Origin of the sequence: Frateuria sp. GZRR35 (assembly GCF_051900415.1) — a bacterium.
Taxonomy (GTDB): Bacteria; Pseudomonadota; Gammaproteobacteria; order Xanthomonadales; family Rhodanobacteraceae; genus Frateuria_A.
On the sequence record NZ_JBHZGL010000008.1, the window covers coordinates 112,599 to 136,651 of the forward strand.

Annotated in this window: 15 protein-coding genes and 1 riboswitch; of the genes, 10 read left to right on the forward strand and 5 right to left on the reverse strand. The window is 66.8% G+C overall.

The features are described 5' to 3' along the window. Positions 1 to 191: 191 nt before the first annotated feature. The 5 genes from ACFWZ3_RS11320 (at position 192) to ACFWZ3_RS11340 (ending at position 5,286) form a co-directional block, all read left to right on the forward strand. Positions 192 to 440: a hypothetical protein gene (locus ACFWZ3_RS11320; protein ID WP_439701033.1), complete on the forward strand. Its 249-nt coding sequence runs from the start codon at positions 192 to 194 to the stop codon at positions 438 to 440. A gap of 74 nt (positions 441 to 514) precedes the next feature. Then, positions 515 to 973: a MarR family winged helix-turn-helix transcriptional regulator gene (locus tag ACFWZ3_RS11325; protein WP_439707836.1), complete on the forward strand. Its 459-nt coding sequence runs from the start codon at positions 515 to 517 to the stop codon at positions 971 to 973. A gap of 23 nt (positions 974 to 996) precedes the next feature. Then, complete coding sequence (locus ACFWZ3_RS11330) at positions 997 to 2,475, forward strand: efflux transporter outer membrane subunit (RefSeq protein ID WP_439707837.1); 1,479 nt, start codon at positions 997 to 999, stop codon at positions 2,473 to 2,475. Between the two features lie 9 nt (positions 2,476 to 2,484). Then, the gene (locus ACFWZ3_RS11335) at positions 2,485 to 3,678 is read left to right on the forward strand and encodes an HlyD family secretion protein (RefSeq protein ID WP_439707838.1); all 1,194 of its coding nucleotides are present in this window, start codon (positions 2,485 to 2,487) and stop codon (positions 3,676 to 3,678) included. An 84-nt stretch (positions 3,679 to 3,762) separates the two neighbouring features. Further along, positions 3,763 to 5,286 carry a DHA2 family efflux MFS transporter permease subunit gene (locus ACFWZ3_RS11340; protein ID WP_439707839.1) on the forward strand — a complete coding sequence of 508 codons (1,524 nt, stop codon included), beginning with the start codon at positions 3,763 to 3,765 and terminating at the stop codon, positions 5,284 to 5,286. Positions 5,287 to 5,334: 48 nt separating this feature from the next. Here the strand turns inward: ACFWZ3_RS11340 and ACFWZ3_RS11345 are convergent, their stop codons facing one another. From ACFWZ3_RS11345 to ACFWZ3_RS11355, 3 genes are all read right to left on the reverse strand, one after another. Next, positions 5,335 to 5,862: an acyloxyacyl hydrolase gene (locus ACFWZ3_RS11345; protein WP_439707840.1), complete on the reverse strand. Its 528-nt coding sequence runs from the start codon at positions 5,860 to 5,862 to the stop codon at positions 5,335 to 5,337. 173 nt (positions 5,863 to 6,035) lie between these two features. Continuing rightward, positions 6,036 to 7,517 carry a M16 family metallopeptidase gene (locus ACFWZ3_RS11350; RefSeq protein ID WP_439707841.1) on the reverse strand — a complete coding sequence of 494 codons (1,482 nt, stop codon included), beginning with the start codon at positions 7,515 to 7,517 and terminating at the stop codon, positions 6,036 to 6,038. Continuing rightward, on the reverse strand, positions 7,514 to 8,890 hold the full coding sequence (locus tag ACFWZ3_RS11355; RefSeq protein WP_439707842.1) for a M16 family metallopeptidase: 1,377 nt from the start codon (positions 8,888 to 8,890) through the stop codon (positions 7,514 to 7,516). Before ACFWZ3_RS11355 ends, ACFWZ3_RS11350 begins: the two co-directional genes overlap by 4 nt. Positions 8,891 to 9,030: 140 nt before the next feature. Here ACFWZ3_RS11355 and ACFWZ3_RS11360 point away from each other — a divergent pair, with 140 nt between their 5' ends. Beyond that, the gene (locus ACFWZ3_RS11360; protein WP_439707843.1) at positions 9,031 to 9,633 is read left to right on the forward strand and encodes a DUF2239 family protein; all 603 of its coding nucleotides are present in this window, start codon (positions 9,031 to 9,033) and stop codon (positions 9,631 to 9,633) included. A 34-nt stretch (positions 9,634 to 9,667) separates the two neighbouring features. Further along, positions 9,668 to 10,957, forward strand: coding sequence for an MFS transporter (locus ACFWZ3_RS11365; RefSeq protein WP_439707844.1), 1,290 nt, complete (start codon positions 9,668 to 9,670; stop codon positions 10,955 to 10,957). 3 nt (positions 10,958 to 10,960) lie between these two features. Here ACFWZ3_RS11365 and ACFWZ3_RS11370 read toward each other — a convergent pair whose 3' ends face one another. Beyond that, positions 10,961 to 14,143: an efflux RND transporter permease subunit gene (locus ACFWZ3_RS11370; protein WP_439707845.1), complete on the reverse strand. Its 3,183-nt coding sequence runs from the start codon at positions 14,141 to 14,143 to the stop codon at positions 10,961 to 10,963. Between the two features lie 259 nt (positions 14,144 to 14,402). After that, complete coding sequence (btuB, locus tag ACFWZ3_RS11375) at positions 14,403 to 16,253, reverse strand: TonB-dependent vitamin B12 receptor (protein ID WP_439707846.1); 1,851 nt, start codon at positions 16,251 to 16,253, stop codon at positions 14,403 to 14,405. 136 nt (positions 16,254 to 16,389) lie between these two features. Further along, positions 16,390 to 16,612, reverse strand: a riboswitch (cobalamin riboswitch). A gap of 270 nt (positions 16,613 to 16,882) precedes the next feature. On the opposite strand from btuB, the gene ACFWZ3_RS11380 reads away from it, so the two are divergent. The 3 genes from ACFWZ3_RS11380 to ACFWZ3_RS11390 all read left to right on the forward strand — a co-directional run bounded on the left by ACFWZ3_RS11380 (position 16,883) and on the right by ACFWZ3_RS11390 (position 23,606). Beyond that, a complete protein-coding gene (locus ACFWZ3_RS11380; RefSeq protein WP_439707847.1) occupies positions 16,883 to 19,954 on the forward strand; it encodes a TonB-dependent receptor in 3,072 nt (1,023 codons plus the stop codon). A gap of 268 nt (positions 19,955 to 20,222) precedes the next feature. Then, positions 20,223 to 21,845 (forward strand): tetratricopeptide repeat-containing sulfotransferase family protein, encoded by a 1,623-nt coding sequence (locus ACFWZ3_RS11385; protein ID WP_439707848.1) that lies wholly within the window; start codon positions 20,223 to 20,225, stop codon positions 21,843 to 21,845. A 54-nt stretch (positions 21,846 to 21,899) separates the two neighbouring features. Then, positions 21,900 to 23,606 carry a tetratricopeptide repeat-containing sulfotransferase family protein gene (locus ACFWZ3_RS11390; RefSeq protein WP_439707849.1) on the forward strand — a complete coding sequence of 569 codons (1,707 nt, stop codon included), beginning with the start codon at positions 21,900 to 21,902 and terminating at the stop codon, positions 23,604 to 23,606. Positions 23,607 to 24,053: the final 447 nt, after the last annotated feature.

The window sequence follows — 24,053 nt, forward strand, 5'->3', positions numbered from 1 at the left end:
CCGCCGGCTAACGTTGCGTGCCGGCGCACGAGCCTCGTGCGCCGGCCCGTCGCGGGCTCCCCACCCGCCGACCGCACCGGACGGACGTCACGTTGCTGCCTGTTGCCGCGTCCTGTGCATGAGGGTCAGCCCTTCGGTTCAAGCGCTCGACCGGGGCCGTCCCGACAATGCCCCACCCAGAGGAGACCGGCATGTCGCTCATCACTCCGCCCCCCGCCGCGCCCGACACCGACGCGCTCGTCGATTTCGTGGTGCATGCCCAACTCATGCTCGACCCGACCACGCCCGAGCCGGTGCGCTGCCAGGCCGAGCCCCGATTGCTCTCCCTGCTGCCGACATTGCAGGCGCTGGGCGTGTTCGAGCTGTTCACCATCCGCGATCCGGCGCTGGCCACGCTGGTACGCGACGAGCTGGCGGCACGCCAGGCACGCGCAGCCTAACCCTTGCCCGAACAAAAGCCGCCGTCACGATATTTGCCTTGACAAATATTCTTCCGGCAATAGAATGCGCGGCCATGGTTAATGAAGCGCTCGTCCATCCCGCGCCCGAAGAAAGCCTCGGCGTCCTGCTCGGCCTGGTGCGCTCGGAGATCGTGCGCGCCATGGAGGCCGAACTGGCGGCGCTCGGCGTGGAGCTGCGCTTCACCCAGTTCCTGATCCTCAAGCGGCTGGCCCGGCTGGGCCCGATGACGGCCTCGGAGCTGGCCCGCTCGGTCGAGCTCGATGGCGGCGCGATGACCCGGCAGCTCGACCAGCTCGAAGGCAAGGGCTACCTGCGCCGCTGCCCGCATGAACAGGACCGTCGCGCGCTGCGCATCGAGCTGACCCATGAAGGCAACGCGCTCTGGCAACAGCTGACCGACTGCAACGAGCGCGTGCTCGAGGCAGCCCAGCGCTCGCTCGGCGAAACGGAACGCCAGCACCTGCACGACTACCTGACGCGCGTGTTGCACGCACTGCGCGCCAAAGACTGACCCTCACCCGGAATCCCCACACCATGCGTCTGCATCTCCTTGCGGCGGCCACCGCACTGACCCTCGTTCTGGCCGGTTGCGCCAGCAGCGGCGGCCTGCATCCGGACGGCAAGCTGCTCGATCCGTCCGCGCTGCAGGCCCGGCGCAGCCTGGGCGACGCCACGCTCTCGCCGGCGGCCTGGCCGGACCAGGCGTGGTGGAGCGGGCTGGGCGATCCCCAGCTCGATGCCCTGATCAGCGAAGCGCTGGCCGGCAATCCGGGCCTCGCCGCGGCCGATGCGCGTGCGCGCGCCGCCCAGGCCGCCGCCGGCATCGCCGATGCCGCGCGCAAGCCCCAGCTGGGTCTGGGCGCGAGCGTGGCTGGCGCCAAGCCGCCATCGGGTCTGCTCGGGGAGAACGCTCATTTCTCGGTCGCCAAGTACGGCTATTTGAGCTTCAACTGGGGCCTGGACCTGTGGGGCGGCCAACGCGCCGCGTGGGAGGCCGCGCTGGGCCAGGCCCGTGCGGCGGAAGTCGAGGCGCGCGCGGCGCGCATCGAGCTCTCGGGCAACGTTGCCCGCGCCTACGCGCAGCTGGGCTATGCGTTTGCCCAGCTCGACCTGGCCCAGGCCGAAATCGAACGCGCCTCCAAGGCGCGCGAGCTGACCGCCCAGCGCGTGCACGCCGGGCTCGACAGCCAGCTGCAGCTCAAGCAGGGTGACGCCGAGGTGGCCACCGCCGAGCAGCAGCTTGCGGTCGCCCAGCGCGCGATCGACGCGGCCCGCTCGGCGCTGTCGGTGCTGCTGGGCAAGGGCCCGGACCGCGGCCTGGATATCACCCGTCCGCAGCCGCTGACGCCCGACGCGCTGGCGGTGCCGACGGACCTGCCGGTCGACCTGGTCGGCCATCGCGCCGACCTGGTCGCCGCGCGCTGGCGCGTGGAGGCCGCCGGGCACGACATCGCCGCCGCCAAGACCGAGTTCCTGCCCAACGTGAAGCTCGGCGCCATGGCGGGCCTGCTTGCGATGGGCGGCAACCCGCTGCTGCGCGCGTCCTCGCTGTTCTACCAGGTCGGCCCTTCGCTCAACCTGCCGATCTTCGACGGCGGCCGGCTGCGCGCGAACCTCGCCGGGAAGGATGCCCAGTACGACCTGGCCGTGGCGCAGTACAACCAGACCCTGGTCGGCGCGCTCAACGAGGTTGCCGACGACTACGCCGCGCAGCAATCGCTCATCGACCAGGTCCAGGCGCAGCAGCGCGCGCTGGATGCCGCCAACGACGCCTGGCGCCTGGCCGAGCAGCGCTATCGCGCGGGCGTCGGCAGTTACCTGGAAGCGCTCAGCGTGCGCCAGCAACTGCTCCTGGCCGAGCAGCGCATGGCGGCGCTCAAGGCACAGCAGGTCGACCTTTCCGTGCAGCTGATCCAGGCCCTCGGTGGTGGTTACCGCCCCGAGGCGGCCACCGGCCAGCCCACCGCCGACCAGTCCACCGCTTCCACTCCTTCCACCCCCGCTCATTCCTAAGGCTTTTCCATGTCCAGCCAGCCTGCTTCCCAACCCAACGGCGCCGCTCCCGCGCCGGCCGCGAAGAACAAGCGCGGTTTCCTGCTGCGCGCGCTCGGCGTGGTGGTGCTGCTCGCCCTGATCGGCTGGGGCCTGTGGTACTACTTCGACGGCCGCTGGTACGAAGGCACCGACGATGCCTACGTCAGCGGCAACATCGTGCAGATCACGCCGCAGCTCCCCGGCACCGTGGTATCGATCGGCGCGGACGACGGCGACCGCGTCAAAGCCGGCCAGACGTTGATCAAGCTCGACCCGAGCAACGCGCAGGTGGCGCTCGCCGAAGCGAAGGCCAATCTCGCCAGCACCGTGCGCAAGGTGCGCGGCCTGTACAGCACCGTCAGCGGCGCGCAAGCCGACGTGGCCGCGCGCAAGGTGGCGGTGGCCAAGGCACAGGCCGACTACAACCGCCGCCGCGACCTCGCCAAGTCCGGCGCGATCTCGGCCGAGGAACTGGCGCACGCCCGCGACGAACTGACCGCCGCGCAGAGCGCGCTGACCGCCGCCACGCAGCAGTACCAGACCAGCAAGGTGCTGGTCGACGACACCGTGGTCGCCTCGCATCCGGACGTCCAGACGGCCGCGGCCAAGCTGCGCGCTGCCTACCTCGACGCCATGCGTACCACCATCGTTGCGCCGGTCGACGGCTACGTTGCCAAGCGCTCGGTGCAGCTGGGCCAGCGCGTCGCGCCGGGCACGCCGCTGATGGCCGTGGTGCCGCTCAACGAGGTATGGATCGACGCCAACTTCAAGGAAACCCAGTTGACCGACATGCGCATCGGCCAGCCGGTGGAGATCCATGCCGACGTCTACGGCGGCGACGTGACCTACAAGGGCATGGTGCAGAGCCTGGGCGTGGGTACCGGCAGCGCGTTCTCGCTGTTGCCGGCGCAGAACGCCACCGGCAACTGGATCAAGATCGTGCAGCGTGTTCCGGTGCGGGTGGTGTTCGCCGACCCGGGCCAGCTGGAGAAGCATCCGCTGCGCATCGGCCTGTCAACCGACGTGACGGTGAACCTGCACAACCAGCAGGGCCCGATGCTGGCGCAGCAGCCGCCGTCCAAGCCGGCCTTCAGCACGGATGTGTACGAACGGCAGCTGCACCAGGCCGATGACCTGATTGCGACCATCATCCACGCGAACATGGCCGGCAGCGGCCACTGACCCACCTGTAGGAGCGCACTTGGGCGCGACCGGACACCTCGGTCGCGCCCAAGGGCGCTCCTACAAACGAGCGAATCCTCCGCGATGACCACCCAATACCGTCCACCCAGCATGGCGCTCACCACGGTCGGCATCTCGCTGGCCACCTTCATGCAGGTGCTGGACACCACCATCGCCAACGTGTCGCTGCCGACCATCGCCGGCAACCTCGGCGTGAGCGTGAACCAGAGCACCTGGGTGATCACCTCGTTCGCCGTGAGCATGGCGATCTCGCTGCCGCTGACCGGCTTCCTCACCCGCCGCTTCGGCGAGATCAAGCTGTTCATCTGGTGCACGCTGCTGTTCGCGCTCACCTCGTTCCTCTGCGGCGTGTCGCAGAACATGGAGATGCTGATCCTGTTCCGCGCCATCCAGGGCGCGGTGGCCGGACCCATGTATCCGATCACGCAGAGCCTGCTGATCTCGATCTACCCACCCGCCAAGCGCGGCATGGCGTTGGCGCTGCTGGCGATGGTCACGGTAGTCGCGCCCATCGCCGGCCCGATCCTGGGTGGCTGGATCACCGACAACTACTCGTGGCCGTGGATCTTCTTCATCAACGTGCCGATCGGCATCTTTGCCAGCGTGGTGGTGGGCAACCAGATGCGCGGGCGCGCGGACAAGACCGAGCGGCCGAAGGTCGACTACGTCGGCCTGATCACGCTGATCATCGGCGTGGGCGCGCTGCAGGTGGTGCTGGACAAGGGCAACGACGAGGACTGGTTCAATTCCACCTTCATCATCGTCACCAGCATCGTCTCGGTGATCGCGCTGGCGATCTTCCTGATCTGGGAACTGACCGACAAGGACCCGATCGTCGACCTGAAGCTGTTCCGCCACCGCAACTTCACCTACGGCACGATCGCGCTGATCCTGGCCTACGCGGCCTTCTTCGCGATGAGCCTGCTGATGCCGCTGTGGCTGCAACGCAACCTCGGCTACACCGCGACCTGGGCCGGCTATGCCACCGCGCCGATCGGCGTGCTGCCGGTGTTGCTGACGTTCTTCGTGGGCAAGTTCGCGCCCAAGTTCGACCTGCGCATGGTCGCGTCGATCGCCTTCGTGGTGCTGGGCGTGACCTGCTTCATGCGCTCGGACTTCTACATCGGCGTGGACTTCTATCACGTGGCGCTGGTGCAGCTGATCCAGGGCCTGGGCGTGGCGCTGTTCTTCATGCCGATCCTGACCATCCTGCTGTCGGACCTGCAGCAGAACGAGATCGCGTCGGGCTCGGGCCTGGCGACGTTCCTGCGCACGCTGGGCGGCAGTTTTTCCGCCTCGATCACCACGCTGTTCTGGGAGCGCCGCGCGGTGGCCCACCACGAGCAGCTGGTCGAGCACATCACCGCCTACGACCCCGGCACGCGCGCGGCGATGGCGTCGATGGGCGATCCGCAGAGCGCCGCGGCGATGATCAACCAGATGGCGACCCAGCAGGGTTATCAGATCTCCTTCAACGAGATCTTCCATGTGCTGGGCTGGGTCTTCATCAGCCTGGTGCTGGTGATCTGGCTGACCCGGCCGCCGTTCATCGCCAAGGCCGGGCCGGCGGCCAGCGGCGGGCACTGACGAAAAAGGCGCCCGCGGGCGCCTTTTCTTTTCGCAGGGTGGGCTTCTTCAAAGATCGAACCCGACGCCCACCAGCGCCATGGTCTCGCCGCGGTTGGGGCCGTTGAGGCCGCCGTTGGACACATGGCGCAGCTGGAAGCTCAGGTGTTCGCCCTGCCAGCCCAGCGTGCTGACGAACTGATAATGGCTCGACAGCGCCTGGGTGGTGTGATTGATGCCGGCCAGCTGGAAGCTGAAGAACAGCGGGCGGTACCAGGCGTCGGGCGCGCCGTAGTGGAAGCGGGCGCCGGCGGCCAGCAGTGCCACCGACCGGTGGGTGTCGAATGGGGCCGTGCGATAGCGGCGTACATCGCGGCCGTCGATCCAGCCGGCCGAAACGTCCGGCGACCAGTTCAGCCGGCTGTTGCCGACCGCGTGCGGTGCGAACGTGGCTTCCACGAACGCCGCATTGGCGCCATGGTCGTCCATGTAGCTGCGCCCGCCCTGCACTTCCAGGTGGGCGGCGGCGGCCGGCAGCGCGGTGGTCGCCAGGAGTAGCGTCAGTGCACCGCACAGACGCGGAGAAATGGGGGACATGGGGGGACCTTTCTTGGACGGGAAGGTTTGTGTACCCGATAGTTTAATATATCCCGTCGTGGGCGGGTGAAGCGTGCCGTGCATGCTGGCGAACACTGTGTCGCGCGCACGACAAAAAAGAACCCGGCCTCGAAGCCGGGTTCGCCTACGCCACAACGGTTGTGCCGGGACGCCTAGTCGCTGTGCGCCCCGGCCGCCCCGGTGCCCAACGCAGGGCGATCCAGGTCCAGTGCCGCGGCCTCCAGCCGCACCGCCTGCGGGTGCGCCTTGCGGACCGCTTCGTCGAACTGTGCCCCGTCACCCACCACCACCACGTGGGTCGTGGCCGGGCCGAGGTGCGCCCTGGCGTAGGCCTGCACCTGCGTCGAGGTCACCGCCTGCACGCGATCGACATAGCGGCCGATCTCGGCCAGGTCGACGCCGTAAGTGGCCAGTTCCTCCAGCTGGTCGGCCAGGCCGGCAGTGGTCTCCAGGCTGCGGCCGTAGCTGCCGATCAGGGTGGCCTTGCGGGCGGCCAGTTCGTCGTCCGCCACCGGCGCCTGGCCGAGCCGGCTGAACTCGCCGAGCATCAGGTCGACCACCTTCGCCGCGGACGGGTTCTTGGTCTGCGCCGAGGCGATCCACAAGCCGCTGCCGCGCCGGCCGTCAAGGCCGCTGAAGGCGCCGTAGGAAAGCCCGCGCTTGATGCGGATCTCCTCGTTGAGCCGGGCGGAGTACGAGCCGCCCAGCACCGCGTTGGCCACCGTGCCGGCGTAGTAACCGGCGTCGTCACGCGGCGGCGCGGCGTGGGCGGCCACTACGCCGGCCTGCCCGGCGCCGGGCTGGTCGATCACCAGCAGCGGCGGCAGCGTGCTCTTGCCCATGCCGGCCGGCATGGCCGCGAGCGACGTGGCCGGACGCGACCAGTCGCCGAAGCCCTGCTGGGCCAGCGTGCGTGCCTGCGCCGGGGTGATATCGCCGGTGAGGATCAGCACCGCATCATCCGGCCGGTAGATCGCCGCGTGCATCGCCTGCACGTCCGCGCGCGTGATCGCCTTGAGCGAGCCGGGCGTGCCCATCGACGCATGACCGTAGGCGCCGTCGCCGAATACCGCGCGGCCGGCGGCCAGCGCCGCCAGGCGGGTCGGCTGGCTGAGCATCAGGTGCAGGTCGTCCAGCGCCTGGCTGCGCGCGCGTTCCAGTTCCGTGGCCGCAAAGTCGGGCTGGCGCGCGACCTGCGCCAGCAGCGCCAGTGCTGCGGGCAGCCGGGGCGTGGTCACGGTGATGGCGACGCTGCTGTGGTCCCAGCCGGCGCCGGCATCCAGCGAACCGCCCAGCGCCTCGGCGGCGGCGGCGATCTGCGGCGCGCTGCGTCCGGCCGCACCGCGCGTCAGCAGCGTGGCGGTGAGCTGGGCCAGGCCGGCCTTGCCGTCCGGATCCAGCGCGCTGCCCCGGCGCAGAAGCAGCTCGGCGGTGACCAGCGGCAGGCCGTCGCGGTGGATGCTGATCACTTCCAGCCCATTGGACAGGACCTGGCTGGACGGCGTGGGCAGCGACAGCGTGGGCGCGGGGCCCGGCGCCGGCGGCGTGGTCGGAAAGTCCACCGCCGCAGCGGCCGTGGTGCACAGCAGGGCGGCCGTAAAGACGGCCAGCCGCGTACGGTTCAGGCGGATCATCGGGCACCTCCCTGGTGCGCGCCGCCGGCCTTGGCCTGCGGCAGGTAATCGATGGTGACGCTGTGTGCGCCGGTCACGTACTGCTTGAGCACGCGCTGCACATCGTCGGCAGTGACCTTCTGCAACGCTGCCAGATCCGTGTTGATGCGAGCCGGGTCACCCTCGATCAACGCGGCCTGGCCGAGGCCGAAGGCCTTGCCCTGCGCGGTCTGGCGTCCCTTGATTTCAGTGGTGAGCAGCTGCGTCTTGACTTTGTCCAGCTCCGCCGCGGCGATCGGCTGCGTGGCGAGCTTTTCGATTTCCGCGCGCAGCAGCTTTTCCGCGTCGGCCGGCGAGTGGCCGCTGGCGAGGATGGCATAGGCCACGAACAACCCCGGCCCAACCCGCGCATCGACCTCGGCACCGGCCTGCTGCGCCACCTGGGCGCGGTACACCAGTGACTGGTAGAGACGCGAGGACTCGCCTTGCGAGAGCAGTGCCGCGGCGACCTGCAACGGAATGGTGTCGGCGTCGCGCGCCGGCGGAGCCAGCCAGCTGATCGCCAGCGCCGGCAATGGCGCCGTGGCGCTGGTCTCGGTATAGCGCTTGTCCTGCGTGCGCGCCGGCTCCTGCACGGTCACCTGCGGGATCGGCGTGGACGGTTTGGGGATCCAGCCGAAGTAGCGGTCGACCCAGGCATCGAGCTGCTTGGGGTCGAAGTCGCCGACGACGATGAGCGTGGCGTTGTCGGGCCGGTAGAACGTGCGGTGGAAGTCGATCACGTTCTCAAGCGAGGCCGCTTCCAGGTCCTCGATGCTGCCGATGGTCGGTCGCTTGTAGGGATGCACCGTAAACGAGTGCGGGTCGATGGTGTTGAACAGCTTGCCGTAGGGGTTGGCCAGCACGCTCTGGCGGTACTCCTCCTCCACCACAGCGCGCTCGGACTTGAAATTCTTTTCGTCCACGTTGAGGTTGGACAGCCGCTCCGCTTCGGCCCACAGCAGCGTCTGCAGGTAATTGCCGGGGATCACCTCGAAGTAATTGGTGACGTCGTCGCCGGTGGAGGCGTTGTTGGCGCCGCCGACGTCCTCGGTCAGCCGGTCCATCTGCTCGGCGTGCATGTGCGCCGTGCTCTTGAACATCAGATGCTCGAACAGGTGCGCGAAGCCGGAGCGGCCCTGCGGATCGTCCTTGGAACCGACGTGGTACCAGACCTGCACCGCCACGGTCGGGCTGGCGTGATCCTCGATGCTGAGCACCTCCAGCCCGTTGGCCAGCGTGCGCTGCTGGTACGGGATCGGCGGCACTGACAGCTCGGCCGCCGCCAGCGGCGTGCCCGCCATCGCGGCGAGCAGGGGAATGGAGGCCAGCCAGCTGGCCCGGCGCTTACGCATGATCGATCCCTCCGTTGGAAAGCCTGCACCTTAGCAAGCGGGCAGGGGCGCGGATGCAGGACTGATGGGAGAGCCCCGTTGCCGCTTGACTCGACATTTAATCCGGGTAAAACTTCGCGCCCCGCCAGAGAACCCACGCCATGCATCCCCACGCGAGGACCTGTACCGCCTTCGAGGGTCACCGCCTGCTCGCCAGTGGCCCGTGCGTAGAAGTTGCGCTGGCGGTCAAGCGCGCCGCCGATGGCGGTGCGGCCGATGCCTTGCTGGTGTTCGACGACCGCAACGGCCGCCCGGTCGAGTTCGACCTGCGTGGCAGCGAGGCGGACGTGCTGGCGCGGCTGCAACCGGCACCGGCCCCGGTGCGTGGGCCGGGCCGGCCGCGGCTGGGCGTCACCGCGCGCGAGGTCACCCTGTTGCCACGCCACTGGGACTGGCTGGCCAGTCAGCCGGGCGGCGCCTCGGGGGTGCTGCGGCGGCTGGTGGAGCAGACCATCCGCGAGGGCGGCGGTCGCCAGCGCGCGCGCGAATCGGCCGAGGCGGTCGACCGCTTCATGCTCGCCATGACCGGCAACCTGCCCGGCCACGAGGAGGCCAGCCGCGCGTTCTGGCGCGGCGAACGCGAACGCTTCGCCCAACTCACCCAGGCCTGGCCGCGCGACGTACGTGATCACTTGCGGCACCTGGCCGCCATCGCGTGGGACGAGGCCGACGCGGCCAGCCCGGGCCGCGCCTCTTCTCCCTGACACACCGGCGCCACGTCGCCAGCCAAGGACACCCATGGATCATCACCCGACGGAAAGCCGCCGGTCCCCGCTGTTTGCCCATCGCGACTTTCGCCTACTGCTCGGCGGCAGCGCGGTATCGGCGCTGGGCGATCAGTTCACCTTGGTCGCGCTGCCATGGCTGGTCCTGCGCCTGACCGGCAACCCGGTGGCGCTCGGCCTGGTACTGGCCGCGATGGCGCTGCCGCGAGCGATCTTCATGTTGATCGGTGGCGCGATGGTCGATCGGCTCTCGGCCCGGCGCGTCCTGCTCCTGGCGCGCAGCGTCAACGCACTGCTGGTAGCGCTGCTGGCCGCCCTGGTGCTGACCGGCGCGGTCGGCATGCCGGCCATCTATGCGATCGCACTGGGCATCGGCGTGGCGACGGCGTTCGCCTATCCCGCCGGCTCGGCCTTGCTGCCGCAGCTGGTGCCACCGACACAGCTGGCCTCGGCCAACGCCTTGCTCATGGGCATGCGGCAGTTGAGCCTGTTCGTCGGCCCCGCGCTGGCCGGTGTAGTGATCGGCGTGCATGCCGGCCATGGCGCCGCCGAGGCACGGGGGCTCGGTCTCGCGTTCGCCATCGACGCGGTCAGTTTTCTCGCCTCGCTCGCCTCGCTGTGGTTGATCCGCACGGCCGCCGACCGCCAGCCCAAACCGGCTGGCAAGGGCGTGCTGGCCGACATCGGCGCTGGCGTACGCCATGTCTGGGGCGATCTGCCGCTGCGCGCCTTCATGCTTTACGCGGCGGTGGTCACGATCTTCGTCGGCGGGCCGATCCAGGTCGGCCTGCCGGTGCTGGCCAACAGCCGGATGGACCTTGGCGCCGCATCGCTGGGCATCCTGATGACCGCCAACGGCGGCGGCATGCTGGTGGGTGGCTTCCTGGCACGGACGGTGGCGCGTGCGGTAGGCGGGCGGCTGGGCATGCTGGTGCTGGGCATGGACGCGCTGGCCGGCTTCGCGCTCGCCGCGCTCGCGCTGGTGCACAGCACCGTGCATGGCGCGTTGCTGCTGGCCGGCGTGGGCGTGCTGGCGGGCATCGCGCAGATCGCGATCGTGAGCTGGATCCAGCAGCGCGTGCCGCCAGCCTTGATGGGCCGCACCATGAGCCTGCTGATGTTCACTTTCATGGGCATCGGGCCGGTGTCCGCCGCGGTGGCCGGCAGCCTGCTCAAGCTGGTGTCGCTCGGCGCGCTGTTCGCCGGTGCCGGGCTCGCGCTCAGCGTGATCGCGCTCGGCTGCCTGGCCAGCCCGGCCCTGCGCGGCATCGGCGCGGCGCGCCCGCAGAGCGCGCCCGCCTGAGGCTCAGCTCGCGGCCTGCTGCCGGCCCAGCGCCTTGAGCCGCTTCTTCTCCTCGCGGCGCTGGCGCCGGGCGGCCTTGCGGATCTTGCGGTCGTAGCCCCACAGGTAGATCGCCGGCGTGCTGAGCAGCGTCAGCAACTGCGACACCAGCAGGCCGCCGACGATCGCGATGCCCAGCGGCTGGCGCATTTCCGAACCAATGCCGAAACCGATTGCCAGCGGCAGCGCCGCGCCCATCGCCACCAGCGTGGTCATGGTGATCGGGCGGAAGCGCACCAGCGCGGCTTCGCGGATCGCCTCCGGCGGTGGCAGGCTGCGCTCGCGCTGGGCGACCAGCGCGAAGTCGACCATCAGGATCGCGTTTTTCTTGACGATGCCGATCAGCATCAGGATCGCGATGATCGCCATCAGCGACAGCTGCGTCTGCGTCACCAGCATGGCAAGGAATGCACCCATGCCCGCGGCCGGCAGCGTGGAAAGGATGGTCAGCGGATGGCCCAGGCTCTCGTAGAGGATGCCCAGCACGATGTACATCGCCAGGATCGAGGCCAGCAACAAGATCAGGCCGTTGGACTTGGCCTGCTGCAGGCGTTGATTGGCGCCAGTGAAGTCGACACGGATGCCGTCGGGCAGGTGCACCGCAAAGGCCGCCTGCTCGACCAGCTTGACGCCCCGCTGCTGGTCCACGCCCTTGTCCAGGTTGTAGGTGACCGTCGCGGCTTCGAGCTGGTTGTGGTGGCGGATGCGCATCGGCGCGATGTTGGGTTCGATCCGCGCCAGCGCCGAGAGCGGGATCATCTCGCCGCGGCTGTTGCGCACGTGGATGTTGAGTAGCGCCTGCGGGCTGATCGACTCGGCCTTGGCCGAGGTCAGCACGACGCGGTACTGGTTGATGTCCGAATAGATCACCGATACCGGGTTCTGCCCGAACGAGTTGTACAGCGCCGAATCGATGTCGCCCATGCTCACGTGCAGGCGGCCGGCGGTCTCGCGGTCGACCTTGAGCATCTGCTGCTTGCCGGCCTGGTCGAAGTCACTGCCGACGTCGCGGAACTCCTTGGTGTCGCGCAGGCGACGGACCATCTTCAGCGTCCACGGCTGCAGGTCGCCGCCGTTGTCGCTGACCAGCTGGAATTCATACTGGCCGCCTTTGTCGCCGCTGCCGCCGCCGCCCAGGAACTGCGCGATGCTGATTTCGACCTCGACGCCGGCGAGCTTGTCCAGCCGCTTGGACAGGCGCTCGACCACCTCCTTGGCGCCGACCTGGCGGTCGCCCGGGGCGTCGCCGCGGGGCTTGAGGTCCATGAACATCTGCGCCGAGTTGCCGACCGCACCGTTGCCGCCGCCGTTGCCGCCGAGCATGGTGAGCATGTCCGCGACCGCGGGGTCTTCCTTGATGAGCCTGGCCACCTGCTGCACGCGTTCGGTCAGCAGTTCGGGCGACACGTTGGCGTCGGCGGTGACCTGCGCCTGCAGCTGGCCGGTGTCCTCGTCGGGCATGAAGGTGCCGCCGGCGGTCTTGCCCACCGCAATGCCCAGCACGACGGTCAGTACCAGCAGGATCAGCGGCTGCCAGCGCATCAGCCGGCGATGGTGCATGGCCCAGTCCAGCGAGCGCTCGTAAAGCCGCAGCAGCGCGCGATCAAAGTTCTCCACGGCGCGCTCGATGCGGCCGGGCGGGCGCGGGTTGGCCGGCTCGGCGGTGAGCAGGCGCCCGCACAAGGCGGGCGTGAGCGTCAGCGAGACGATCGCCGAGATCACCACCGCCGCGGTCAGCGTTACCGAGAACTCGCGCAGCAGCATCACCAGCATGTTGTTGCCGAACAGCAGCGGTGCGAACACTGCCACCAGCGAGAGCGTGATCGACACCACTGTGAAGCCGATCTCGCGCACGCCGGTTAGCGCCGCCTGCAGCGGCGGCATGCCGTGTTCCATGTGGCGCACGATGTTCTCGATCACCACGATCGCATCGTCGACCACGAAGCCGATGCACAGCACCAGCGCGACCAGCGACAGCGTGTTCAGCGTGTAACCCAGCGCCCACATCGCCACGAATGCGCCGGCCAGCGACAGCGGCACGCTCAGCGTGGCGATCAGCGTCGGCCGCAGCCGGCGCAGGAACACCAGCATCACCAGCACGACCATCACGATCGAGATCAGCAGCGCGACCTCGACCTCGTGCAGCGCCGACTTGGTCGTCTGGGTCAGGTCGAACACCGCGTGCATCTGGATGCTGGCCGGCAGCGAGGCGCGCAGTTGCGGCAGCTTGGCGCGGATCGCCTCCACGGTGGCCACCGCGTTGGCTTCGGGGCGCTTGGCGATCTGCAGGCCGACCGTGCGCGCGCTGCCACTGGCGTCGGCAAACCAGGCCGCCTGGTACTTGTCTTCCTGGCCACCGTAGACGCGGGCGACATCCGACAGGCGCACCGGCACGCCATGCTTCATCGCGATCAGCAGATGGGCGAACTCGTCCGGTGTCTGCAGGCCATCGCTGGCGGTGACGGTCATCTGCGTGCGGCCGTTGCTCAGCGTGCCCTGCGGCGAGGTGACGTTGGCCGCGCGCAGCGCGTTGGCCACGTCATTGGCGGTCAGCCCCTTGGCGGCCAGTGCATCGGTGTCCAGCTCGATGCGCACCGCGTGCGGCGTGCCACCGAACACCTGCACCTGCGCCACGCCCTGGATCTGCGAGACGGCCGGTTTGAGCAGGGTGTCGGCAAGGTCGAACAACTGGTCCTGCGGCATCCCCGAGGAGGTCAGGGTGATGAACAGGATCGGGATTTGCGCGGTGTCGAACTTGAAGTACTGCGGCGGCCCGGGCATGCCCGAGGGCAGGTCGGGCGCCGCGGCGTTGATCGCCGCCTGCACGTCGCGCGCGGCGCTGTCGGCGGTGCGGTCGAAAGTGAAACGCACCATCACCGAGGCCTGGCCTTCGGTGGCGTTGCCGTACATCTCGTCCACGCCCGGGATGCGGCCCAGGTGGCGTTCCAGCGGCGCCAGGATGGTGGTGGCCATGGTTTGCGCGCTTGCGCCCGGCTGGCTGGCGATCACGTAGACGCCGGGGAAATCGAGCGAAGGCAGTGCGGCCACGCCCAGCAGCAGGTAGGCCCACAGGCCAGCCAGGGTCAGGCCCAGGGCCAGCAGCGAGGTGCCGATCGGGCGGCGGATCAGGGGGGCGAAGATGTTCACGGGGCGTCCGTACCGCGGGGAAGGCGCGTCACAGACACCGCGCCGGGACGGCTAGCGTAGCGCGAGGCCGCCGCGCGGTTCGTGGGCCAGAGGATGGGCAAGGTCATGCCGCACGTTATGCCCTCCCGGCCTGCGGCAAGGATGTGCCTGAAGTCCGGCCCCTGCCGAAAGACAGGGCCGGATCAGTCGACAGCCATAGCTTCCCCCGATTGCGGGGGGAAGTTGCCAGAAGGGCGGACGGGGCGGGCTGGCGCGAAGCTCAACCCCCGGGCGTGTAGCGCAGCGTCAGATACCAGCTTCGCCCTGGCTGGTTGAAGTAGTAGACCGTCTCGTAGCGGCGATTCAATGCGTTGGCCAGGCGCGCTTCCACCTGCCAGCCGCCTGCGAACGCGTAACTTGCGCGAAGGTCGGTGGTCGCATAACCGCCCAGCCGGCGCTGGTTGGCCAGATCGTCGTAACGCGCGCCGGCAGCGAGCACGGTGGCGCCCACGCCGAAGGCGCCGAAGCGGCGGTCGAGCTCCACCCGCGCGGTGCGCTCCGGCCGGCGCGGCAGCAGGTGGCCATCGTTGGCGCCGCCGTCGCGGTTTTCCGGACGCTGCAGCGTCAGGTAGCCCTCCACCCGCCAGCCCGCCAGCTCGGTGCCGGCCTGGGCCTCCAGTCCGCGGATGCGCGCGCGGCTGATGTTGCGCGGGAAGTAGTTGGCGTCCAGCGAGATCAGCTGGTCGATGGTGGTCTGGTAGGCGTTCAGTGCCCAATGCCAGGTCGCCTTCTGCTGCGCGAGACCCACTTCGGCGCTGCGCGAAGTCTCCGGCTGCAGGTCGGGGTTGCCGCTGCCGTAGGGGTAATACAGGTCGTTGAAGGTCGGTGCGTGGAACGCGCTGCCCCAGCTGGCCGACAGCTTCAGTCCGTGATCGAAGGCGTAGCCCCATGCCGCCGCGCCGGTAGTATGGCCGCCGAACTGCTGGTTGTCGTCCCGTCGCACGGACAGCTGGATCTCATGGCGGCCGAAACTCCCCTGGTACTGCGCGTACCCGCCGGTGTCGCTGCGGCTGTCGTCGAGATAACCGGTGTCGCTGGAGAGGTGTTCGCGCTGCCAGTCGATGCCGAGCGTCAGCAACTGGTTGTCCGCCAGGCTCAGGTCGTTCTGCCAGGAGGCCTGGCTGCGGCGCGAATCGCCGTAGCGCATGAACACGCCGTCGTTGTCGGTACGTTGCTCATCCAGGCTCTGTCCGGCAGCCAGCGTGACCTTCCAGGCGGCCAGCGGAGCGAAGCCCAGTTGCGCGCCGGCGACTTGCTGGCGGTTGTGATGCTGGTTGCCGTAGGGCGCGCCGTCGAACTCCACGCGGCTGTCGCTGCGCAGCCAGGTCGCGGTCAGCTCGGTGCCGTTGTCCCAGCGGTAACCGGCGTTGGCCAGCGCGTTGCGGTTGCGGTAGGCGTCGGCATCCGGCTCGTCGGTGAAGCAGCCGGCGAAGACGGTACCCGCGCCGACGCGGCAGGCATTGATGCCGCGGGTGTACTGGCCGCCGATGCTCAGGTTGTACCAGGCGTGCGTGTCGCCCCCGGCCAGGCCGAACTGGCCGTCGGCGTAGCCGCGGCTGCCGGTGCCCAGGCGCATCGACGGCGCCAGGCTGCCGTTGCGCGGCCCGTGCCGGGTGAAGATCTGGATCACGCCACCGATGGCATCGGCACCGTAAAGGCTCGAGCGCGGTCCGCGTACCACTTCAATGCGTTCGATCTGGTCCAGCGGCAACTGGTCGAAGGCGGGGATGCCGGCACTCACGGTGCCGACCCGCACGCCATCGATCAGCAGCAACGTGTGCGAGGAATTGGTGCCGCGCAGGAACAGCGAGCTTTGCTGGCCCAGCCCGCCAGCCTGGGCGAAGGTCACGCCGGGCAGCCCCTGGAGCAGGTCGATCAGCGAGACCGGCTGCAGCCGGTCGATGTCATCACGGGTGATCACGCTGACCGACGACAGCGCGTCGTCAACGGTAATCGCCGTGCGCGTGGCGGTGACGATCACCGGCGACAGCGCGGCCGGGTCCGTGGCGTCGGCCGCCAGCGCGGCGAACGAGCTGCCGCACAAGGCGGCGGCAAGCAAGGTCTTCTTCATGGTGAGGTGTGTGTCCTTAGGCCGTGCGCCCACGCACGGCCTCAAGCGTGGATGAGCTGGCGACCGGAGGCGGGGGACAGGAGCGACGGGCAGGCACGGGGCCACGCACGAGGTCCGGCCCGCCCACCGCAGGTCCACCAGGCAAACGCTTCGGGCCGGTCTCCGGGCTCGCGGGCGCAGGCGATGAGGCCTGCCGGGCGGCGCCTTCCCATGCTCAAAGCACAGTGGCGTGGGCCGTCCGTTCGACTCGCTTACCGTTGCGGGGGCAGCGCCGGCCTTGTTGTGCATCGCACAACGCACCGGCTTCCCGTTTCATCCCTTGGTGCGAGCCAAGGGACACCCAAAACGGGCGGAATGTTAACGCGGAAAGCCAAGCTCCCCAACAGCGAAGGTCATTGCTGAAAAGTGCTAACAAAAGGTTGACATTCCGTTAGTGGCGACGCTACGTTCGGCAAGCGAATCGTTGCGGTATTGTGATTTGCAGGTAAACGAAGAAGCGCTGGGGCGTGTCCGATAAGTCGTATGTCGGGACAGGAAGCGTTTGTCGTTGGTGTCGGTACGCTGGCCTCGAAAGCTCGCGCCCGGCTTTTTACAAGACTCGTCTGTGGGTCGATCTGGGGAGATTTTGAATGAACAAGGGTTACATGCTGCGTGGGGCTCAGCCCCGTCGCACTGCCCTGACGCTGGCTTTGGCCATGGGTCTGGGCTTCACTGGTGTGGCCTTCGGCCAGGCCACAACCGGCAGCATCTTCGGCACGGCTCCGGCCGCTGTCGGCGAGACTGTCATGGTGCAGAGCTCGAACGGCACCACCCGCGAAGTCGCGGTTGATGCGGACGGCCGCTTCGTCGTCAATGGCCTGCCAGTCGGCCGCTACACCGTCACCCTGCGCAAGGACGGCGAGGTCCTCGCGACCCAGGACAACGTCGGCATCGCCGTGGGCGGTGGTACGTCCGTCTCCTTCAGCACTGCCAATGCAGAGAACGCGCAGAACCTGGGCGCAGTCCAGGTGGTTGCCAGCGCGCTGCCCGCCATCGACGTCACCAGCGTCAACTCCAGCACCATCATCACTGCTGCCGACCTGCAGAAGCTGCCGGTGGGCCGTAGCGCCGAATCGATCGCGCTGCTTGCTCCTGGCGCGGTGAAGGGCAGTGGCTTCTTTGGCAATGCCGTGTCGTTCGGCGGCGCTGGCGTTACCGAGAACGCCTACTACGTCAACGGCTACAACACCGGTGAGCCTTACCGCAACACGGGCGGCTTCTCCCTGCCGTACGGTTCGATCGACCAGCAGCAGACCTTCACCGGCGGCTACGACGCCAAGTACGGTCGCTCCGACGGCGGCGTGATCAACCAGATCGGTAAGCGTGGCACCAACGAATGGCACTTCGGTGGTCAGATTGCCTGGGCGCCGCGTTTCCTTGCCGAAGGTGGCAAGAACGTCTATTACCCGACCTTTGGCGAGCTTCCGGCGGGCTATGAGGTTGAGAACCCCGAGCTGGAAGGCACGCTGTACCGTTACAAGCAAAAGAACAAGAGCTGGGAAACGATCTACTCCGCTTACGTCGGCGGTCCGCTGATCAAGGACAAGCTGTACTTGTTCGTGTCGGCCGAGACCAACAAGACGAAGGGGCGCAACATCCAGTCGATCGGTGGTAACGACGTTTACTACAGCAACCACGAGACGCACTTCTACGGTAAGTTGGACTGGAACATCGACGAGAACAACGTCTTCGAGCTGACCGGGCTGAAGAGCGAGGAGAGCACGGGCAGCGGCGCGGCGTACGATTTCGATTACGACACGCTGACCTCCGGGCCCTTCTCCTACGTCAACGACGTGAACAAGGACTCGGCCCAGTTCCTGATCGGCAAGTACACCAGCTACATCGGTGACAACGCCACGCTGAGCGTCACCTACGGTAAGGGCGACTTCAAGAACCCGGTCGTCTACGGAAACAAGAGCGAGCTTCCGGCGATTTCGGGTTCGGCCAACCAGAACCCGGCGTACGGTGGCCCGTTCGTCACCAACGACCAGAGCGGTTTCTACGTGTATTCGCCGGACGCGGCCAATCACACCGACGGTCTGCGCGTCGACTTCGACTACCGCCTGGGTGACCACGACCTTGCCGTCGGTATCGACAATATGCAGTACACGGCCAAGAACCAGGGCCAGACCATGTCGGGCCCGGGCTACGCCTGGATCTACTCGCATGCGACCGATCCTTCCAAGAACATCAGCACCACGCTGAACGTCGGCGCACCGGGTGGCGAGGGTTACTACGTCGCCAAGTACATCTTCAGTGTCCAGACCAGCATGACGATGGACCAGAAGGCGTACTACCTGCAGGACGTGTGGAACGTCACTGACAACCTGCAGCTGAACATCGGCGTTCGCAACGACCACTTCACCAACTACAACGACCTCGGCATTGCCTTCGTCGACGAAAAGAACCAGTGGGAGCCGCGTCTGGGCGCCAGCTGGGACGTCAACGGCGACTCGAGCTTCAAGGTCTACGGCAACGCCGGCCGCTACTACCTCGCGCTGCCGAACAACGTTGCCGAGCGCGCCGCCAACCGGTCGACCTTCACCCGCCAGTACTACACCTATGGCGGTATGGATTCGAACGGTATTCCGCTCGACCTCACGCCGGTTCCGTCGGCTGACGGCAATCCGGCCGGTCCGGGCCCCGTGTCCTCGAACTTCGAGACCGGCGATCCCAAGGACGCTCGCCAGGTTTCGGCGCTCGACCTGAAGGCTCAGTACCAGGACGAGTACATCCTGGGCTTCGACAAGACGCTTGGTGCGGATTGGGTCTACGGCGCCAAGGTGACCTACCGCGAACTGAAGACCGCGATCGACGACGAGTGCGATCCGTTCGGCAGCCTCGTGCCCAAGCTCGAGTCGATGGGCCTGAACCCGGACGACTATTACGGTGCGCTGGTCAACCCGTACTGCCGTCTGTTCAACCCGGGTGGCACCAATACGTTCGCGCTCAAGAGCGACGTCGATGGCACCTACACCAACGTGACCATGACGGCCGCCGATTGGGGCTACGACTACAAGGCCAAGCGCACCTACAAGGGCGTGAACCTGTACCTCGAGCATCCGTTCGATGGCAAGTGGCAGGGCCGTATCGACTACACCTGGTCGAAGAACGAAGGCAACACGGAAGGCCAGGTGCGTTCCGACTTTGGCCAGGGCGACGTCTCCAAGACCGAGAACTGGGATTCCTGGCAGCTGATGCAGTACGGCAACGGCTATCTGTCGAACGACCGTCGCCATCAGATCCGCATCCGCGGCGCGTACCAGTTCACGCCTGAGTGGCTGGTGTCGGGCGTCCTGCTGGCGCAGTCGGGCACCCCGAAGGAGTGCCTTGGCTTCTATGGCCCGAACGAAGAGGATCCGACCGGTTACGGTTCGGACTACCACTTCTGCTTCGGCCAGCCGTCCAGGCTCGGCGACACGGGCTTCACGCCGTGGACCAAGAAGCTGAACCTGAGCGTGCGTTACACCCCCTCGTTCGCAGACGGCAAGCTCGCTCTGCAGCTGGAGGTGTACAACGTGCTGAACGAACAGAAGCCGCTGCAGCTTGACCCGCGTTCGGAGAGCCGCTCGTCCGTCTTCACGGTGTCCAACACCTACGGTCAGGGCCTCTACTTCGATCCGCCGCGGTACATGCGTCTGTCGGTGTCTTACGACTTCTGATCAGGCCAGTAAGCGAATTTGCAGTTAGATTCGCCAAAGGCGCCACCTGAAAAGGTGGCGCCTTTTTTTTCCGTTGCGCTCGGCAAGGCGAAAACCGGTCGTGCCATGGACAGGAAGCCGCCAACGGCTGGACCTGACGTAGGGATATTCCTTCCAAAGACAGGTCTGGATATGCCGAAAGCCGACGCAAACCCGGGCGCGGGGGCTCAATGGAAGATGCGCTCTCGGAGCCGGACGCAGGCGCCTTCGATAATGGACAATCACTTCGATGAATACACCCAATCTTTCGATGGCACAGGATCGGCGACACCGGCGCGCCCAGCACTACATGGACACGCAGCAATGGGCTGCTGCGCAGGCGACGCTGGAGTCACTTGTACAGTTGGCGCCGCATGATGCACGGGCGCGCATGGGGCTGGCCAACGTCATGTTCAGGCAGGGGCAACTGCGTGCCCCGACCGAGCAGCTGATGCATGTCGCCAGGACACCACCGGACGATGTCCCCACGATGATCGAGCTCGTGCGTGGGTTATTCACCGGCGGAGCGACTCTGGCCGCCCGCGCCTGCCTTTCCCGCTTCACTGCGATTCGCGGACAACCCGCCCATACGCTCGCGGAGCAATCGAGGCTCTGGTGGATGCTTGGTGAAATCGGCGAATCGAGGAGCCTGATCGAGCGCGCCATCGCCGAGGGCGCGGACGAACCGGACGCCCATCTCCAGTACGCCATGATGCTGCAGTACAGCGGCGAGCTGGTTGCCGCCAGGGAGGTGCTTGAGGCTTGCCTGCGTCGATGGCCGCTGTTCGGAGGCGCTGCCATGGCGCTGGCCAACGTGCAGAAGCAGACGCCCGATACGCACCATCTCGATTTCCTGCACGCGCAGTTGGCTCGCATCCCTGTCGGCAGCCATCACCGTGACGACAATCATGTCAGGGCGGAATTCGAGGCCGCGCTTTTCAAGGAGCTGGACGACCTGGGACGTTACGATGAGGCGTGGTCGGCCCTGGCGCGCAGCAACGGATTGATGCAGGCGCTCAATCCCTATGATGCCGCCGCGGAAGAGGCGCTTACCCAGGCGCTCATTGGCGCGCCCGCCGCCATCGCGGCGGCCGCGAGCGCCGCAGGACAGGCAGATGGCCCGATCCCGATTTTTATCGTCGGTCTACCGCGATCCGGCACGACATTACTGGAGCGCATGCTCTCAAATCATTCGCGCGTGGCTTCAGCGGGCGAGATCAATGACTTCCAACGTCAGTTTCTCTGGGCCGCCGATGTCGCGCCGGCAGGCGCACGAGCGCTTGCAAAGGCGTTCGAGCGCGTGGGCAGGATCGATTTTGCGGACCTGGGCGCGCGCTACCTCAAACAGACCCAATGGCGCGCGAAGGGACACCCTTATTACATCGACAAATTGCCGTCCAATATCCAGATGGTGCCCTTCATCCGACACGCGCTTCCACATGCGCGCATCCTGCACATCGTGCGTGAACCAATGGATGTGTGCTTCTCCAATCTCAAGGCCATGTTCGGCAACGTCTCGGCCTATAGCTACGATATCGACGCAATGGCGCACTACTACGCCCAGTATGTGCGCCAGGCAGACCAGTGGCGGACGGTCCTGCCCAAGGCCATGCTCGATGTTTCGTATGCCGCTCTGGTGCAGGAGCCAGAGGCTACCCTTCGCCAGGTCCTTGACTACTGCGGCCTCGAACTCGAACCGGGCTGCTTGTCTCCGGAGCGCAACGCTACGCCCGTTGCAACGCCAAGCAGCGTGCAGGTGCGCGAACCGGTACACACTCGCGCACTTGGCCAATGGCGTAGTTATGCCACCCAGCTTTCCGACCTGCAGAGTGCGCTTGACCGCCATATACACGCCATGCGGTTTCGTAAGTAACCATCGGTCGAAGCGAGACCATGGGGCACGGCTCCCGTTCCTTGCACACGCTTCATGCATACCACGACGCCGAAAAAGCCCATTCCGCGTATCGAAGCCGGCAGCGCGCCGTCCAGCTGCACAACACGGCAGGCGCATTTGTCGAACCCCATGGCGTTGAGTAGCCTTCTTCTCATGACAGAAAACAGTACGGCGGTGATCACTGAGCTCAGGCGCCAGGCCAAGTTCCACATGGATGCCCAGCAATGGGACGCGGCAAGAATGGCGTTGGAATCGTTGCTGCAGCGCACTCCGGGCGACGTGCCCATACGTATCGAGATGGCCAGCGTTTTGCTTCGGCAGGGCCATCTGCAGGCGGCAAGCCGACAACTGCTGGATGCGGTGCCCTTGCTGCCCAACCATGTCCCCCTCATCGCGCAACTGACGGTTCGCCTGCTGATGCTTGGCGAAGTGGAGGCGGCGCGTGCCTGCCTGGATCATTTGGCCCGTGCACCCCAGCCGCCTGCGTCGGTTCTTGCCGAGCAGGCGCACCTGCACTGGATGATCGGCGACGTATCGAGCGCGACCTCCCTGATGGGAAGAGCGGTCGCCGCGGGAGTCGATGGGGCTGACGACCGGTACCTCCACGCCATGTTGTTGCGCTGTTCGGGAAAGTTGACTGAAGCGGAAGGAATTCTGGCGAGTTGCCTCCATCACTGGCCCGACCTGGGAGACGCCGCCGTCATGCTGGTGAACCTGCGGACGCAGACGCCGGCAGCCAACCACTTGGATCTGTTGCGTGGTTGCCTCGATCGGCTTCCAGTGCCCGATGGGACGCGCGCGAGTTACGTTCGCGCGCAATTCGAATCAGCCGTGTTCAAGGTGCTTGACGATCTGGGCGTCCACGACGAGGCGTGGGCCGCGCTGGAACGCAGCAATGCACTGATGCACAAGCTCAATCCCTACAACGCGTCGGGCGAAGTGGCGGCGATCGATGCGCTCATCCAGGCTTCGCGCAAACTGACGGATCGCCCGGCGGCAGCGGCGCCACTTGCCGGTCCCACACCTATTTTCATCGTGGGCATGCCGCGATCGGGAACGACGCTGCTCAACCAAATGCTCGCGGCCCATTCGCAGGTGGCCTCCGCGGGCGAGATCAATGACTTCCTTAGCCAGCTCCGGTGGATGACCGATGCCCCTCCCGCAGGCGTGCAGGGCCTCCTTCGGATGATCGAAAGAGCCGCCGATATCGACTTTGCGGAACTGGGTGCGCGCTATATCCGCCAGACAGCCTGGCGAGCGCGCGGCCACCAGTTCTACATCGACAAGCTGCCCATCAACGTGCGCATGGTGCCGTTCATCCGTCAAGCGCTGCCGCACGCGCCCATCCTGCACATGGTGCGTGACCCCATGGATGTGTGTTTCTCCAACCTCAAGGTCATGTTTGGCAATGCGTCGGCCTATTGCTACGAGCAGCAAGCGCTGGCGCACTACTACAAACAGTATTCACGGCTTACTGATCATTGGCGCGTCGCATTTCCCGGCGCCATGCTGGATGTGTCCTACGCGGCGCTCGTGACTGAACCCAGCGAGACGCTTCACCGCGTGCTGGTCCATTGTGGTCTGGATCTGGAGGAAGGATGCCTCCATCCGGAGCGCAATACGGACCCGGTAGCCACGCAGAGCAGTACACAAGTACGCGAGCCCATTCACTCTCGCTCCGTGGGCGAGTGGCAGCACTACGCAAAATATCTTGGGCCTTTGCAGCGGGCGCTTGCTTAAGTACGCAGGGAGCGACGCCATCAAAAATAGCGTTGGCGTTGAAAGCGCGATCGCCGAGGCGTGCGTTCGGTTACGCACCCGTGGTCGACAGGCCACAGAATCAGCCGGGGTTGGGCGCCAAAGCGGGACGAAAGCCCACGTAACGCAGCCAACCGATGTATCGCGCCTGCCGAACTCGCGCCGCCGTGCGCCACTGCATGCGGAGCAAAACCGCTGCGGTATGCGGTGAAGCTCTATTCATTAAAAATACATGCGATTAACTTCGGCTGGAGAGTGCGGAGTGGCACTCCGCTTAACTCTATCCATTAAATACGGCTATCCACCGGATCGACAAAAACCCTGAGGCGACCGGCACTTACTTCACATTCTCTGCACGAATATAAGCATCTCATGAACGGTGAGATGATTAAAAAAAAGTTGACACTCCATCTCGGGCAGAGCTAGCTT